This is a genomic window from Mycobacterium sp. 852002-51163_SCH5372311 (assembly GCF_001667115.1).
Taxonomy (GTDB): domain Bacteria; phylum Actinomycetota; class Actinomycetes; order Mycobacteriales; family Mycobacteriaceae; genus Mycobacterium.
In genome coordinates this window covers 37128-52646 of sequence record NZ_LZIJ01000190.1, presented here as the reverse complement: position 1 = coordinate 52646, position 15519 = coordinate 37128, and the positions used below count along the sequence as shown (strand labels likewise).

The following is a 15519-nucleotide window of genomic DNA, read 5'->3' as shown; positions in this document are numbered from 1 at the left end:
TTCAATCACTCGGCTACGACACGCCGGTACCGATGATCAGGGCCCCGACTCGTACACCACTCTGCTGGACGCAACCCGCCGCAAAGCATTTAGGAACGCTCAGAGCAGCTTCCCAAGCTGAATACGCGGGTTCGATTCCCGTCATCGGCTCCACGAAAGAGCAGTTCAGCGGCTATAAACCCGTACTCCATCAGTTCGCGATAAAGCGCCTTGACCGTCGGTCCGTCAGATGCTCACACCGAACCTGTTTGCTGGCCCGACCTGTCTAGATCGATCCCGCAATCAACCACAAGGACACCTGGGGAATCACTAAATACGCGCTGCCCATCGAACAGATCGTCACCGGCCTGGTCGCCGAGGAGAGCACGAAGTCGTTGGAAACCATTCGGGGTACAACGCTCTCAGCGAGGCGCCTACTGGGTTAGGTACACCCCGGCCACCCACGCGGCGGTGGCGAGCAGTGCGGCAGCCAACTCGACACCCACCGACAACGCGACACCTTTCACGGCGTGCTTCGTCGAGGTCCATGCCAGCCGCTGGTCTCCGCGGGCGGCCAGCTCCGCCACGTAGACACCCAGCACGAAGCCGATCACCAGGCCGATCACCGGGATTACGAAGAAACCAATGATGCCCACAATCGCGCCCGCTACCAGACTCAGCGTGCGCACGTCGGCGGCTCGCATCCGCTTCACAGGCCAGGTGTATTTGATCAATGTCGCCACGCCGAGCAGCGCGCCCACCACGCCGAGTGTCACCCACGCGGTGATGTTGTTCTCGACGACGGCCCACACCACGATCGCGACAAAAACCAGCAGCGTGCCCGGCACTAGTGGCACCACGATGCCGATAATTCCGACGGCGATCGCGAGTGCTACGAGGACGATGCCGGCAGCACTCATGTTCTCAACGTATCTCGAGTGGCCGCTGCCAGGGATCATCCCTACGGGCCATGCCCCGTCAGGCGCTGACCGTTGCCGGGACGCGAACATCTCTGCGTAGAAATCGTGCCTCATAGGATCGAGGTGTGAAGTCACCCGATCAGAACGATGTGCTGACGGTGATGACGTTGAACATTTGGGGCGATCACCTTTGGGAGGAGCGCAAGCAGGCGCTCGTCGACTGGTTCACCGAGATTCGCCCTGATGTGGTCGCGTTGCAGGAGGCGACTCGGTCACCGGAATTGTGTCAGGCGACGTGGCTGGCCGAGCAGACCGGGATGGACGCGGTGTACGCCGCCGCGTACGTTCGCTCCGGCCGCAGCGATTTCGGCAACGCGGTCCTGAGCCGCTGGCCGATCGTCGACTCGCGGGCGCTCCAGCTGACCCTAGCGGGGTCAAATATCGAGCCTCGCGGCGCGCTGACCGTCGATGTCCGCGTTCGCAACCGTCTGGTGTCGGTCACCTCAACCCACTTGTCTCACCGGTTCGACGAGGGCTGGGTGCGCGAGGCACAGGTCCGTCAGCTCGTCGACTTCGTCGGGACTGGCTCTGGCGATTTCCCCCCGATGGTCTGTGGCGACTTCAACGCCCGCCCGGAATCGACCGAGGTGCTATTCATCGTTGGCCTGCACGAATCGGACGGTCACAGTCTTCACTTGTTCGACGCCTTCGAGGTGACCCATCCTGGTGAGCTTGGCTTCACCTGGAACAACACCAACCCGTACACGGCGCAGGACCCGACACCGGAGCAGCGCATCGACTACATCTTCGTAGGCGTGCCCACCGCTGACGGCGCGGGCAAGGTGCTCGACGCGGCCATCGTATGCGACGCGCCGCGCCGCGGTGTCTGGCCCAGCGATCATTTCGGTGTCGTCGCCCAATTGGCGTGCCCTGCCCCCGGGCAATAATCGGGCCGAACCATTTTTGCGTCCGAGAGACGGCTAGAATTCCCAAGCTGAATACGCGGGTTCGATTCCCGTCATCGGCTCCACTGCGACCAGGGGTTTCGCCCGTCTGTTTCAGGGCACAGGGGCGCCGGTCCCCTAACTGTCCCTGCTGTTCCCGGTCTACGGGGCTGTTTCTCGGCGTCTGTCGTTTTGCCACGTGTCGATGACCGCGCAAATACCATCCACTACAAGCGATAGCAGTCTCGCCACCCCATTCAGCCAGGCCAATGGAGCAAAGATGGTCCCAAAGGTGAAGGTCTCGCCCGATCTGATGAGTGGAGACGTGGACGAGCGATACGGCAAGGTGGCCGACGCCTTTCGTCGCAACCTAAGCAGCGGCCAAGAGGTCGGGGCCGCCTTCGCCGTCTATCGCGACGGGCGCAAAGTCGTTGATCTGTGGGGCGGATTCCGCAATGGGGTCACCATGGCGCCGTGGCAGCACGACACCGTGGTCAACGTGTTCTCCACCACGAAAGGTGTTGCGGCGCTTGCCGTTGCGCTGGCCGCCTCGCGCGGGCTGCTCTCCTACGACGCCAAAGTTGCCGACTACTGGCCGGAGTTCGCGCAGGCCGGCAAGGACAGGGTCACGGTGCGGCAACTGCTGTCACATCAAGCCGGACTGTCCGCGATCAAGCCGCCACTCACCCTGACCGACTTGGCAGAGCCGACGAGGATGTCGCCCAAGCTCGCAGCCCAGGCGCCCGCGTGGACCCCGGGGACAAGGCACGGCTACCACGGCTGGACGCTCGGCTGGTATGAAGCCGAACTTATCCGCCGAGTCGACCCGGCGGGCCGCACCCTGGGCCGGTTCTTCTCCGAGGAGATCGCCGGACCGCTGGGGCTGGACTTCTGCATCGGGCTGCCGGCCTCAGTGGACCGCGACCGCGTAGCGCACTTGCATATGTGGTCCCCGTACAAGATGCTGCTGCACCTCGACACGATGTCGCCGGCTTTCGTGCTTTCGGGACTGCTGAATCCGTTGGGGCTGCCGGCCCGGTCGTGCCGCATCGCCAAAGGGTTCAGAGTTCCGCAAGACTTCAACCGCGAGGAAGTGCGGGTACTCGAAATTCCCTCCGGGGGAGGCATCGGCACCGCCCGTTCGATCGCGAAGCTTTACGGGAGCGCCGCCACCGGGGGTGCTGACATCGGGTTGACTCCGGGCATCCTGGACGCACTGACAATGCCCCCGATATCGCCTACACGCGGATTGCGCGACAAGGTCTTCCTCGTCGACACCTCGTACTCCCTCGGCTTTGCCAGGCCCATCCCAGAGAAGCTTGCCTTTGGTTCCTCGGATAAAGCGTTCGGAACGCCGGGGCTCGGCGGCTCCTTTGGGTTCGCCGATCCAGACACCGGGATCGGGTACTGCTACGCGATGAACAAGTTGGGATTCCACGCGATAGACCCGCGAGAGTCCGCCCTGCGCAAAGCCCTCTTCGAGGATGTTCTGGGAGCCAGGCCGCAAAGCTGAGTGTCGAATGCTGCCACAACTTCGGGCGCCCAGGCAGGCCAGCGCCTAGCCGTGTAGCGGTATCACGTTGCCGCCGTAAGTCGGCGTTGGGGTCGCCAGCGCGCCGAGTGCGGCCATGTTGTCCGTGTGCGACTGCCGCCGGGACCACACGGCCCCTTTGACATCGTCGCCCAGGTAGCAGCGTTGATTGTGGAGTTCGTCTGCGAGAAGCCGAGCGAAAGTGCCGACGAGCGAATTCTGAAGACCGTGCTGTTCACCGATATCGTCGGCTCCACCGAGCAACTCAGTGCGACCGGTGATGCTCGCTGGCGTCGCCAGCTCGACGCTCACGACAAGGTCGTCGACTTGCTGTTGGCGAAGCACGGCGGCCACCGGGCGAAGCACACGGGCGACGGGGTGTTCGCGCTTTTCGATGGGCCGACCAAGGCGGCTCGCTGCGCGTTGGATTTGGTCCCCGCGCTCGCGGCGCGCGGCATCACGATCCGCGCGGGCGTGCACACCGGTGAATGCGAACGCCGCGGCGATGAATGGAGCGGAATGGCCGTGCACACCGGCGCTCGCATTGGAGCGCTGGCGGGCGCAGGCGAGGTGCTCACGAGCCGGACAGTGCGAGATTTGTCAGCGGGCTCGGGCCTGTGCTTCGAAAGCCTTGGCCCACAACTCCTTAAGGGCCTGCCCGAAGGAGTCGAGGTCTACCGGGTCACTACACCAACCAGAGCCTAACCCACAAGCGGCACAACATTTCCGCCGTGACTCGGCGTCGGCCCGCTCCTCAACGCGCCCAGCGCGGCCATGCTTCCCGTGTGGTCGTCGGTATTGATCAGGTGGGCGTTGTCCCGCTAGCCCGTTAACGCGAAGCGGACGATCGTCGTCTTGGCTGCCGCATCGAGCAGCTCTTGCCGGTCTGGCTGACGATCTGCCGGCAGGCCTAGCATCAGTCCTCCTGCGGCTCGCGGCCCATTGCGCTTCGCGAACTCACCGAGAATGTCTGCCTTCTGCTCGAGTTGACCGATTACGGTGGGCTGAGCAGCGAACCAGCGGCGCTTGATGAGTACCTGCACATTTCGGGCGCTGCCGATCGTCTTGGGCCAGTTGGCGGAGCTCAAAATGATTAAGTCGCCGTCATCCCAGGGGAAATAGCCGGTCGCGAAGGTGTACCGCTTGCCCGTCTTACCGCCCGTGTAGCTCAGGAGCATCAAGCGACCGCTGACGATCGAGTGAAACGGCGATTTAAGCAAAGGTCGAATAACCGCATTGGCACGAGTGAATAACTTGGCAAGGCGCGCCGGATCGTCGAACATCAGTCTGCTCCTGTTTCGTGGCTAACCGCTTTGGTCTCGGTGCGGGACATGTCGCGATTTTGTCGCTGCGGTGGAGACGTCCAGCAATGCTCCCTTAATGCGCACGAGTGCGCGAATCGGGCTCACAGCCGACCTGAACTGCGATCGGGTGGTTCGAGGTCGAAAATTTTTAAGAGCCAGCGTTTCTCAGCTCAGTGGCGGTGCATCGTTTTGTGCACCATGAAGAAGTAGTAGCCGACAAACGCTGCCAGGAACAGCCCGATGATGACGGCCGTGGCCACCCAGCTACTCCGGCTTGGCTGGGGTCGGTAGTCCGGAGCGCACGTCGTCACGGGAATACCGAGAGCAGTCAGTATTTCGCCGGCGGGGCCCTCGCCGCCCGGGTCGATGTTCAGCTGGCCGCTGCGAGTCAACATTTCGAGCGTCAGAGGGTACGCCGGCGTCGTGATGTTGAAGCGGTACGGACCCATTGACGATCCGTAACCGCCCGAGTAGCGGTGCGTCTTCTTGTCGAAAGCGGGCCTGATGTACGCCTGGGTGATGTCCTCGCGCCGCGCCAGCGGGGCGTTGTCGACGTAGATGCCGGTCTGGTCGACGTACAGGTTGACGGGAACGAGCTTCGGCTTGAACGAGCGCGACAACGCCGCCGGGTACAGAGCCAACATCGCGCCCGCGCCAGCGTATGCGGCGTAGCGCTTGTAACCCGCGGGGACCAAGAGCAGCGCCACAACGGTCAGCAGCAATATGCCGCCGCCGACGAACCAGAACACCCGTCGGGTCTGGGATTGGTTTTGCAACAATGTCGCCGGCCCTTGATACATGGACCACGGAGTCTACGCGCGATGGCACGTCCGACGGGCGTTACAGCAAACTTTTTCGCGGGCCGTCGCCAGCGAAACGTCAGCGCAGGTGGAAGTCCTCGACAACCACTTTGCGGGCACGACCGGCGAATTCCGCGCCGGAGAACGGCAACTGAGTGACGACCTTGCCGCTCGGATGGCGAAAATAGTTGTCGCACGCCAGCCAGACCTTGCCCTGCATCGCCGCTTGGAGCTCGGCGTTGTACGCGTCCTGCGCTTCGCGTTTCACTTCGATCGCGCCGGCTCGCCGCTGCGCCATCAAGTCCAGCAGGCGCCGGACCAAATCGGACTGCACCTCGTGGATATACAGAATTGAGTTGACGCCGTTGGTGTTTGGACCGTACAGAACGAACAAATTCGGGTACCCGGCGACGAGCGTGCCCAGGTACGCCTCGGCGCCCTCGCGCCAATCGTCGCGGAGCCGTCGGCCGCCGCTGCCGTAGACGTCGAGGCTGCTGAGGTAGTCGGCGGCCTTGAAACCGGTGCCGTAGATGACTGTGTCGACCCGATGCTCGTTGCCGTCGGCGGTCAGCAGCCCGTGCTCAGTGAACCGGACTATCGGCGACGTCTCCAGATGCACGTTCGGCAGCGCGAAGGTGGGGAACCACTCGCGTGACATCAACGGCCGCTTGCACCCCGCCGGATAGTCCGGTGTGAGTTTTGCGCGCAGCACGGGATCGGCCACCTTGCGCATCAGGTAGCTGTACGCAAGCTCGGTGGCTTCGCGGATCTGGTCGGCGTCGGCGTCGAAGCTCGACGCCTCGTACGCGTTCCAGATCTCGTCGCGAATTTTCTGCGCCTCGCGCAGGTCGCGCTCGAACAGCTGTTGCTGCTCAGGCGTGTACGGGAAATCGAACCGCGGCGCCACCCAGATCGGGGTGCGCTGAAACACGGTGAGGTGCGCGGTTTCTGGCGCGATTGCCGGAACATACTGGATCGCACTGGCCCCGGTGCCGATCGATGCGACGCGCTCGCCCGCGGTCGAGCGACTGTGGTCCCACCGCGACGAGTGAAATGCGCGACCACGGAACGCTTCCGCGTCGGGTATCGCTGGAATATTCGGCACGTCAAGCATTCCCACCGCGCTGACCACCACATCGAAGTCGTACTGGCAGGCGTCGTCGGTCGTCAGCGTCCAGTGCTGGTCGCGGTCCGACCATTGCATCGTGGCGATCCGCGTGTTGGCGCGTAGGTGCCGGTCAAGCCCGCCTTTGATCGCCACCGCTTCGAGGTAGTCCAGAATCTCGGGCTGGTTCGCGTACGTCTTGCTCCACCGCGGGTTGAGCGCGAACGAATACGAGTACAGGTGTGACGGCACATCGCACGCCGCGCCGGGAAACGTGTTGTGTCGCCACGTCCCACCGAACCCGTCGGCGCGGTCGAAGATCGTGAAATCCCCTTCCCCCCAACCACCGTCGAGGAGCTGGATACCCATCGCGATGCCACCGGCGCCCGCGCCGATGATCGCGACTCTCGGTTTTACGGCCACTGCGCGAAGTAGGGACGCTCGGGCGTGCTCTTCTCCACAAGAATGAACACCACTCCCCACGGGTCGACGAACCATGTGGTGCGCACCCGGGCCACATCGGCGACGCCGTCGACAAGGAATCGCACACCTTTGCTTTCCAAGTCCGCCCGGGTGGCTTCGACGTCGTCGCAAATCAATCCGACATGCGACAGGCCGAAGTCCGTGAGTGCCGCGCTGCTCCGCTGCTCGGTTCCCTCGGCACGCAGGTACTCGATCACCTCGAGCACCCGGTCGCCGTCATCGTCGAAGCCGACGATCGCCGCCTTCATCGCGGGGTTCGCGACCAGTTGACCCATGTCGTCGCGGATCGCGTCGCCGTCCATCACGTACGGCGGCGAGAGCACCCGCATGCCGAGCACGTCCCGATAGAACGCCACGGCGGCATCGCAGTCCGGCACGCACACACCAGTGTGGGCCAGGCCGGTAAGCACGTTCTCACATTAGCGATACGCCCAAGCCTTGTCAGCCACCCATCGCTACGCCGGTAGGCCGCTCCTCCTAATACGATCTCGGCAAGCCGAGACTGTGCTGGGCGATGTAGTTGAGGACCATCGCGCGGGTGATCGGCACGGTTTTGAACAGCCGCACGAATTCGTACATATTGGCCAGCGCGACCTCTCGGGTAAAGCCGCTGCCGCCGTGCACCTCGATGGCTTGGTCGACGCATCGAGTTGCCGCGTCCGCGGCCAAGAACTTGGCCATGTTGCTCGCCTCACCCGCGTCTGCGCCGGAGTCCACCCCGGCGGCGGCGTGCCGCGTCATCAGCCGGGCCGCTTCGAGCGCGATCTTGGCCTCGGCCAACGGATGTGCGACGCCTTGGTGAGCACCGATCGGCACGCCCCACACTTGTCGTTCGCCTGCATAAGCGATCGCCTTGTCCATGGCGTAGCGGCCGACCCCATTGCAGATCGAGGCAATGATCACCCGCTCTGGGTTCATTCCGTCGAATGCGACGCGCAGGCCGTTGCCTTCACCGCCGACAAGGTGATCGGCGGTCACCGCGACATTGTCGAAGAAGACCGCGAATGACTTGTCGGTGATTTCGAACGTCATGGGAATGCGGTGCATGTCGAGCCCCGGCATGTCGCGATCGACCATGAATAGTGAAAGTTGTGCGCGGCCCGCGGAATCCGTTCCGGTGCGGGCGACCACCAGCACCGCGTCGGCCTGGTCGATGGCGGTGATGAACGTCTTCTGTCCGGTGATGCGGTAGGCGCTGCCCTCGCGACGCGCGGTGGTGGTGATGTGATGGGAGTTCGAGCCCGCGTCCGGCTCGGTGATCGCAAAGGCGACTTTGGCAGTACCGGCGGCCATCGACGGCAACCACCGCTGCTTCTGTTCGGGGGTGGCATGCCGTGTGAGCAGACTGCCCACAATGCCCGGCGAGATCATCAGCATGATCTCCGGGCACCCGGCTACGGCTGCCTCCTCGGCGACAATGCTCAACGCCGTCAATCCCATTCCGCCGCCGCCGTATTCCTCCGGAAGATTGACCCCGACGAAACCGCCGGCCGCAAGCGCGTTCCACAGCTCGGTAGGATGTTGGCCGGTCTCACTGCAGTGCGTGAAGTAGTCGTTGCCGAACTTCGCGACGATGCCGTGCACTGACGTGCGCAGTTCGCTCTCTTCGGCGGCGCTGAGCGTGCCGGTCACCGGAAATCCATCCAATGTCCGTGGGGCGTGAAACCCAGCAGGAACGGGATTTCGATGCGGCACACCGGCCCGACGGCGATGTCATATGTATCGAAAATGACGTATTCGCCGAGGTTTTCGGTCCACCTCGACACCGGCACGATGAGGTAACCGTCACCCTCGGCGGCATCGGCCTCGCGCGGGGCGAACGTCGGCTCCATCACCAAAGACGGCCGGTCGTGGCGCAGCCGGTACTCCTGCTCGTCGCCGGTATGGAGGTCGCGCACCACGAGGCTGTGCATACGCATCCCGTTGCCCTTCGCGTCGCCCCCGATGAGGTAACCCCACCGATGCCCGCGTCCGTAGTGTCGCTCGTCAACCTTCGGCAGCTCTGCGGGCCGGTCGCTGAGCATCTCGGATTTGACTGTGCCGCTGGGCAAGTCGACGCTCCAGCGGCCCAGCGTGCTGCGTGCGAGATTGAAGAACAGCGCCACATCCTCACCTTCGAAATGGTCGACGTCGAGGGGAAACGGCGGCCGCTTGAAGATCGGTGCGTCCAACGTGAGCGTGTCGCCATCGACGTTGGCAGACAGCGTGTGCATCACATACTGCGGCTCGACTTCTGCGGTGATCCAACGAATGTCGCCGTGCGCGATGTCGGAGCGCGGCACGAGTCCCAGAAGGACGGGTAGCTCCGGATCCCAGGCTTGGACCGAAAGTCCGCGGTGAACCCGGTCGGGGTCGAACGCGAACCCCTGGAACGGCAGCACCATCCACTGAGGCGTCAACCACATGTCGTGGACTTCGGAGCAGTACGGCGCGTCCCATAGCTCACGTGAGGTCACGGTGCCGTCCGGCTGCACCACATGGACCGTCACATAGGGCGACCGGTTGCTGTACGACCAGCCGTACAACGTACCGGTGGCGTGGTCCCACTTCGGGTGCGCGGTGAACGCTGCGTCGCCGAAGCATGCCTGGGCGAAGATGCCGCGTGACAGCTGTGTGGACCAGCCGACGATGCCTCGCGTGTCGAGGGTTATCGGATCCAGCGCGATAGGCGGGCCGCCCTGCTCGCCCGATGCGAGGAGCTCGCCGGCGAACGGGAAGCAGTTGATGTTGTTGGTGCCCTGCGGGATTCCGCGGGTGTATTCGTCGTGGATCGCGGGCCCGAAGCCGATGTTGCGCCAGTCGCTCCACTCGCCGTCGGCCCAGCAGAACATGCCGCGCCCGTGGCGCTCTTCGAGAAGGTACTTGGGCGTGCGTACCCAGCGGTTGCGAAAGTCGGCCCGCCCGTTGTCGAAAACGAGGCCTTGCACCATGCCGTCCATGGCGAGCAGCCCGTTGCCGCCTTGCTTGGTAGGGCGTTTGAACGTCGGGCCGACGCGATAGAACCCGCCTGGACAATTCTCGGGGAATCTCCCCGAACGTCGTCACGCAGTCCTCGACGGTCGCCTCGAACCTCATCGGGCGAAACGCGCCGGTCAATACCGCGGCCTCCGGGATCCTCACCATGGCGACTTAGTATACTAAGTGTTATGACTGTTGCAAAACCCCCTCGCGCCCCCGACGTTGTCGCCGGTGCACTGCGGCGCCGGATCCTCAGCGGTGAGCTTTCTCCGGGAGACTCGCTGCCCGCGGAGAACGAACTGGTCAGCCAGCTCGGCGTCAGTCGCGAAACGGTCCGGGTTGCGTTGCGGTTGCTCGACGCCGAAGGCCTTACCGAGACAAGCCAGGGACGTGGTGGCGTGCGCATCTGTCACCCCGAGCCTGAGCGAGCCGCCCGCTCGCTGGTCCAATTGCTGACTTTGACGGGTGCGACATGGGGGGATCTGCTCGCGTTCCGCAAGATGCTCGAACCCGCGGCGACGGCCCTCGTCGCCGAGAACGCGTCACCGGAGGAACGAGCCGCGATCGCCGAGGTCGCCGCGCGCGGCATCACGCCCGACGGACACGGCTACCACGAATTCCATGAACTCGTGGTGCGGGCCAGTCGAAACGCCCTTCTCACAACGGTTCTGGCCGCCGTCGAGCAAGCCGTCCGCTGGGCGGCCGCCGAACAAGACATCACTCAGTACGACCGCGAGGAAGCCGCACGATCGCATCGGGCGATCGCTGACGCCATCGCCGCCGCAGACCCGCGGAAAGCCGAACACCGCATGCGTCAGCACCTCGACGCCGCGCTACGGCACGTGGAAACATCCGGGTTAGCCAGCGCACCCATGATTCCGCCGTCACGCTGGCGCGGCGAGAACACCGACCTCCCCTGGCGGTGACTGGACGACCTTGCTCGGCGCAAATGACGGTGCGCAACGGGCCGGTTCGGCTCAGCGAGAACGGCTGATATCCGCAGATTCGCGCGATACCGTAGCCCAGTACCACGCCGACCGCCGTTCTGAGAGGACTCGCTTGAGCCAACAAGACACCCGGAGCGGCGGCTATTTCTGGACCGACCACGAAGCGGCCGACGAACTTACGCGCCTTCGGCTGATCGAGCAGTTCAACGACCCGTCTACGCTTCGCCAGCTCGACGCGATCGGTGTCGCCGACGGTTGGCGATGCCTCGAGGTGGGTGCCGGCGCCGGGTCCGTGACGCGCTGGCTTTCTCAACGGGTAGGTCCCGGCGGGAAAGTCGTGGCCGCTGACCTCGATGTGCGGTTTCTCGGCGACATCACCGCACCAAACGTCGAGGTCCGTCACTGCGACATAACCCAAGATCCCATCGAACCGTCGTCGTATGACCTCGTACATGCTCGAAATGTCGTGGCGCATCTGCGCGATCCGGTATCAGTGCTCCGGCGCTTGGCCACTGCGCTGAAGCCAGGTGGCTGGCTGATGATCGAAGACGTCGACAACGGCACGGTTGAGGCGGCAGACCCGGCTCATCCCTTCGCCGCGGGATTTGACATTTGCGCTCAGGCCCGGATCAAGTTCCTGTCGGCAGCCGGGGTAATGGATCTGCGCTACGGCCGCACGCTACCGGTCCACATGGGGCAGCTGGACCTGATCGACCTCGGGAATGAAGCGGTTGCGTTGGTCGGGCCCGGTCGCAGCCCGATGTCGCAGTTGATGATTCAATCCTTCCGGCCCATGGATGAGGCCATGGTCGCCAACGGGGTGGTCGGGCAGTCGGACGTGTCGGACGCGCAACGCGCTCTGGAAGATCCTTCGTTTCTCTACCGCGGCGGCCTGGTGGTTGCCGTCTGGGGTCGAAAGTCCAGCCAGGCCGAGTAGCTGCCCCGTGACACTTTCTTAACCGACCAGCGCGCCTCTTGACGCGCCGACGGCGGCCGCACGTCACTATTTGGAAACGCCGCGGTGCGGCGTGGCGGTGCTCCATATTTTGCTGCTGACAATCGAGTGGTCGAAACACGACTTCGGTACGGCTATGGGTTCTGCTGCACCACTTACGGAAGATCTGAGCGCGAATAAGGAGGCGACGCAGATGGCGATCGTCGATTGGTTCAACATCAAAACAGTCACCTGCGCTGGGTTGTGCGGAGCCGCTATTGCGTTGAGCCCACAGGCCGTAGCCGCACCGCTCATCAGGGGCGGCCCCGCCTGTACGCACCAGCAGTCGGGCGAGGTCCCGGCAGGACCAGCAGCCGCCGGCGGGCCGGCGGCCGTGGGCGGGCCTGCGGCGGGCGGCGGACCCGCAGCCGGCGGACCGGGAGCCGCTGGGGGGCCGATAGCCGCCGGACCGGTAGCCGCCGGCGGACCAGTATCGAACGTCTGCGGGGCTGCTCTCACTGACATGTCGGGCATCGCGCCGGTACCGGCGGGTGTTCCGGTGGCTGTACCCGGGCCTCTCGGCGCTCCGCTGCCGATCGTGCCGCCGGTGCCCGCGGGTGCTCCGGTGCCAGTCGCGCCGGTGATTCCCGCCGGTGCTCCCCTGATCGCGCTTGGCGGTCCGGCGGCCGCCGGCGCTCCGCTGGAGGCTGTGCCGGCCGCTCCGATCACTCAGATGTCCGGGGTCAAGGATGCGCCGACCGGTCCGCCGCCGGCTGGCGGCCCGGTATCCGGCCAACCCACTCAGCCCGGCCCTACCCGCTGATGCCTAGCCTTCTCTGAGGGTGCCGCGAAATTCGCGTTCTGGCCGCCCGGCGGCTAACCACTCGTCGTACGCCCGCTCCATATGACCGTAAACGCGCGTGATTTCAACGCCGCTGCGTCGATTCAACGCGAACCGGACCAAAAGCATCGGTTGGACAAAGCCCTCACGGAACGGCAGATCGATAGCCGGCCGCAGGAGCTTCGTATCCTGCCGGGTCAGTTGGAGGCAGTGCTACCCAGGTCCCTTCAAACGCACGCCGGAATGTCTCGCCCATGTAGTAGACGTAACGCATTGTGCGGTGCAGGTTTTCGTCGCCATCGTAGGCAGCCCGCTCATCCGGATAAAGCGAGATGAGTTTGGGTCGGATTGCGCATCACGAAATGCCTTGGTCAGCTGGACGGGCACATAGTCGAATGTCGATCCCAAACTTGCCTCCGCGCTATCCGATTCACGGTGACGGCAACCGTACCGACGCCATGCTCGGGCATACCACCTGCGTATCAAGAATCCGTCAAGGCACTCATTGAACACTCGGTCCGTACTTAACCGAGCGCCCCCGGGCGCACGAACACGGACCACATGATGAACCCGATCGACCTCGTCATCGTCGCCTTTGGCTGCGGAGTTTTTGCGTGGGCGCTGTCGCGGCGTGCGCCGAGAGCGGTACCAGGAGCAGGCCTGGCGGCCCAAGGCGTGCTCGGCGTGTACACCGGGCTGATGGTGCGCAGCATCTCGTTCGGCGCGCTGGGCTCGCACTGGACGATCGTCGTCGCCGTCGCCGCCGGCACCCTGGTCATCAGCGTCGCGGGCGGCGCGCTGCTCGGGTTGCACCGTGACATCAGTCCGCTGACGGGCGGTCTCGCGCTCGTGGCGGGCGGCTCGTCCGGACTGGTCGCCATCGCCCGCGAACTCGGCGCCGACGACCGCGTCGTCGCCGCGGTCCAATACTTCCGCGTTGCACTGATCACTGCCGCCATGCCCGTCGTCGTGACGGTTTTCTACCACGCCTCCGCGGCGCATACCGCGCATTCAGATGAAACACACTATCTCCCTTTGTATTTCGGCCTACCGCTGATCGCGGTCATCGTAGTCGCGGGCGCCGCGGGCGGCCGCGTTGTCCGGCTGCCGGGAGCCGGCTTGCTGGGTCCGATGGCAATCACCATCGTCCTGGAACTCTCCGGGCTGGTAACGGGTCTCGCGGTTCCGATGCTGCTGGTCCAGGCCGCCATCATGCTGATCGTCTGGCAGACGGTGCTTGCCTTCAACCGCGAGTCGCTTCGGTCCATCCGCCGGATCCTGCCCGGGGCATTCGCGTTGATCATGGTGCTGAACTTCGCCGCAGCCGGTCTTGGTGTCGTGCTCGCCCACCTGGCCGGCCTGAGCATGCTCGACGGATACCTCGCGACCAGCCCCGGCGGGGTCTACGCGGTGCTCGGGACGGCAGCGGCGTCGGGCTCCAACGTCACGTTTGTCATGGCGGCCCAAGTCATCCGGATTCTGATGATGCTTTTCGCCGCACCGTTTGTGGCACGGTTTTTCCTGAGGTTCACGCCGCAGAGTCCGGCAACCGTCGAGCGAATCCCTGTCGCAGCCTGACGCTGGGCCCCATCGCCGAGCGTGTAATCACTGCGAGAATCCGGCTCGATTTTCGCAGTCAGGACACGTTCGACGACAACGCCAGACGCCTGGCCAGGCTGGCGCGCGATTCCAAGAATTTATTGAGGCGCAATCGTCACACTCCCTGAAACGCACCCAGCCAGAAGAAAGGGGACGAGGGGGATGCTCGCCACGTCAGCCAATAAGACCCAGCAGCCGAGCAACCGAGCGCCGGCCATCACCGGACCGACGGTGTGGAAGCACTCCAGCCTGCGCGTGTGGGACTACATGATCGCCGTCGAACCGCAACAGGCTGCAGCCTGCCTACGGATCCGGGACCGGCTGCGCCGTCGCGGCAGGCGACTCACCACCGTCGAGCCGTCGGACTTCCGTGAGCCCGCGCTCGCGGAAATCGCCCGCGGCATCCACCACTGCCTGCGCTCCGGGCCTGGCTTCAGCGTGCTGCGCGGACTGCCCCTCGAGGGATGGTCGGACGAAGAGGCGTCGATGCTCTACTGGGGCCTGGGCACCTACCTCGGCGGACCGCAGCCACAGAACCGGCAGGGCGACCGCGTCTACCTGGTCCAGGACACCGGCGCATCGCTGCTGGAGGCACGTGGGTCCAAGACGAACCTGGGCATGATCTTCCACACCGACTCGGCTCCCGCCTATGCCGGCAGCCGCCCGGACGTGCTCGGACTGCTGTGCCTGCGCAAGGCGGTGTCGGGCGGCGAATCCCTGGTTATCAGCGGCCACACCGCCTACAACACGCTGCTCGACACGCGGCCGGACCTGGTCGACGAACTCTACGGGGAATTCTGCTTCGACCGCTCGAAGGAGACCGCGCCGGGCGAGAACCCGGTCTCGGTCAGCCCGATCTTCACCGACGCCCCCGACGGCATCCGCATCCGCTACAACCGCCTACTCATCGAACTGGGCCACCATCTCGCGGGCCGGCCGCTCAGCCAGCGCCGGCGCGAGGCGCTCGACGCCTTCGACGGCATCCTCAACGACCCCGCCAACCACGCGGAATTCACGCTCGGTCCCGGCGACGTCTTCTTCGCCGACAACCACGTGACACTGCACAACCGGCGCAGTTTCGTCGACGCGCCCGAGGTGGCGGACCGGCGCTGCCTGGTACGACTGTGGCTCGCGGGCGAGCCACAGAACTGACCTGGCGCTCCTGAGATACCGA

At 64.6% G+C, this 15519-nt stretch carries 14 protein-coding genes, 1 tRNA gene and 1 pseudogene; 9 read left to right on the top strand and 7 right to left on the bottom strand.

Translation table 11 applies throughout. The annotated features are described in order from the left end of the window. Positions 1-77: 77 nt before the first annotated feature. A tRNA-Gly gene (locus tag A5791_RS26610) sits at positions 78-153 on the top strand. 260 nt (positions 154-413) lie between these two features. On the opposite strand, the gene A5791_RS23115 is transcribed toward A5791_RS26610, so the two are convergent. Further along, entirely contained in the window at positions 414-899 is a 486-nt protein-coding gene (locus A5791_RS23115) for a DUF456 domain-containing protein (protein WP_067241883.1), read from the bottom strand. A 125-nt stretch (positions 900-1024) separates the two neighbouring features. Here A5791_RS23115 and A5791_RS23110 point away from each other — a divergent pair, with 125 nt between their 5' ends. The 3 genes from A5791_RS23110 (at position 1025) to A5791_RS23100 (ending at position 4079) form a co-directional block, all read left to right on the top strand. Further along, on the top strand, positions 1025-1846 hold the full coding sequence (locus A5791_RS23110) for an endonuclease/exonuclease/phosphatase family protein (protein WP_082967088.1): 822 nt from the start codon (positions 1025-1027) through the stop codon (positions 1844-1846). 277 nt (positions 1847-2123) lie between these two features. Next, positions 2124-3356 (top strand): serine hydrolase domain-containing protein, encoded by a 1233-nt coding sequence (locus A5791_RS23105; protein ID WP_067241881.1) that lies wholly within the window; start codon positions 2124-2126, stop codon positions 3354-3356. Between the two features lie 126 nt (positions 3357-3482). Beyond that, the gene (locus tag A5791_RS23100; protein WP_082967087.1) at positions 3483-4079 is read left to right on the top strand and encodes an adenylate/guanylate cyclase domain-containing protein; all 597 of its coding nucleotides are present in this window, start codon (positions 3483-3485) and stop codon (positions 4077-4079) included. A 116-nt stretch (positions 4080-4195) separates the two neighbouring features. Here A5791_RS23100 and A5791_RS23095 read toward each other — a convergent pair whose 3' ends face one another. From A5791_RS23095 to A5791_RS23070, 6 genes and pseudogenes are all read right to left on the bottom strand, one after another. Continuing rightward, positions 4196-4657, bottom strand: coding sequence for a hypothetical protein (locus A5791_RS23095; protein ID WP_067241880.1), 462 nt, complete (start codon positions 4655-4657; stop codon positions 4196-4198). A 191-nt stretch (positions 4658-4848) separates the two neighbouring features. Then, complete coding sequence (locus A5791_RS23090) at positions 4849-5478, bottom strand: hypothetical protein (RefSeq protein ID WP_156661563.1); 630 nt, start codon at positions 5476-5478, stop codon at positions 4849-4851. A gap of 79 nt (positions 5479-5557) precedes the next feature. Further along, entirely contained in the window at positions 5558-7006 is a 1449-nt protein-coding gene (locus A5791_RS23085; protein ID WP_067241875.1) for an NAD(P)/FAD-dependent oxidoreductase, read from the bottom strand. Continuing rightward, entirely contained in the window at positions 6997-7476 is a 480-nt protein-coding gene (locus A5791_RS23080; protein ID WP_067241873.1) for a VOC family protein, read from the bottom strand. The genes A5791_RS23085 and A5791_RS23080 overlap by 10 nt, the downstream gene beginning before the upstream one ends. A 67-nt stretch (positions 7477-7543) precedes the next feature. After that, positions 7544-8698 (bottom strand): acyl-CoA dehydrogenase family protein, encoded by a 1155-nt coding sequence (locus A5791_RS23075; protein ID WP_067241871.1) that lies wholly within the window; start codon positions 8696-8698, stop codon positions 7544-7546. Beyond that, positions 8695-10041: pseudogene (locus A5791_RS23070) on the bottom strand (carotenoid oxygenase family protein); the annotation flags it as partial. The gene A5791_RS23075 and the pseudogene A5791_RS23070, both read right to left, overlap by 4 nt. Positions 10042-10212: 171 nt before the next feature. Here A5791_RS23070 and A5791_RS23065 point away from each other — a divergent pair. From A5791_RS23065 to A5791_RS23040, 5 genes are all read left to right on the top strand, one after another. After that, the gene (locus A5791_RS23065) at positions 10213-10950 is read left to right on the top strand and encodes a FadR/GntR family transcriptional regulator (RefSeq protein ID WP_067241869.1); all 738 of its coding nucleotides are present in this window, start codon (positions 10213-10215) and stop codon (positions 10948-10950) included. A 133-nt stretch (positions 10951-11083) separates the two neighbouring features. Beyond that, positions 11084-11908 carry a class I SAM-dependent methyltransferase gene (locus tag A5791_RS23060; protein WP_067241867.1) on the top strand — a complete coding sequence of 275 codons (825 nt, stop codon included), beginning with the start codon at positions 11084-11086 and terminating at the stop codon, positions 11906-11908. A 211-nt stretch (positions 11909-12119) separates the two neighbouring features. Beyond that, the gene (locus tag A5791_RS23055; RefSeq protein ID WP_067241895.1) at positions 12120-12728 is read left to right on the top strand and encodes a hypothetical protein; all 609 of its coding nucleotides are present in this window, start codon (positions 12120-12122) and stop codon (positions 12726-12728) included. A gap of 582 nt (positions 12729-13310) precedes the next feature. Further along, positions 13311-14324 (top strand): AbrB family transcriptional regulator, encoded by a 1014-nt coding sequence (locus A5791_RS23045; protein ID WP_082967090.1) that lies wholly within the window; start codon positions 13311-13313, stop codon positions 14322-14324. Between the two features lie 183 nt (positions 14325-14507). Next, positions 14508-15497 (top strand): TauD/TfdA family dioxygenase, encoded by a 990-nt coding sequence (locus A5791_RS23040; protein ID WP_067241863.1) that lies wholly within the window; start codon positions 14508-14510, stop codon positions 15495-15497. Positions 15498-15519 lie beyond the last annotated feature (22 nt).

Bases quoted from the DNA above. Each gene is read 5' to 3' on its own strand.
- A5791_RS23115 (WP_067241883.1), bottom strand. From the start codon at position 899: ATGAGTGCTGCCGGCATCGTCCTCGTAGCACTCGCGATCGCCGTCGGA.
- A5791_RS23105 (WP_067241881.1), top strand. From the start codon at position 2,124: ATGGTCCCAAAGGTGAAGGTCTCGCCCGATCTGATGAGTGGAGACGTG.
- A5791_RS23095 (WP_067241880.1), bottom strand. From the start codon at position 4,657: ATGTTCGACGATCCGGCGCGCCTTGCCAAGTTATTCACTCGTGCCAAT.
- A5791_RS23090 (WP_156661563.1), bottom strand. From the start codon at position 5,478: ATGTATCAAGGGCCGGCGACATTGTTGCAAAACCAATCCCAGACCCGA.
- A5791_RS23065 (WP_067241869.1), top strand. From the start codon at position 10,213: ATGACTGTTGCAAAACCCCCTCGCGCCCCCGACGTTGTCGCCGGTGCA.
- A5791_RS23055 (WP_067241895.1), top strand. From the start codon at position 12,120: ATGGCGATCGTCGATTGGTTCAACATCAAAACAGTCACCTGCGCTGGG.
- A5791_RS23045 (WP_082967090.1), top strand. From the start codon at position 13,311: ATGAACCCGATCGACCTCGTCATCGTCGCCTTTGGCTGCGGAGTTTTT.
- A5791_RS23040 (WP_067241863.1), top strand. From the start codon at position 14,508: ATGCTCGCCACGTCAGCCAATAAGACCCAGCAGCCGAGCAACCGAGCG.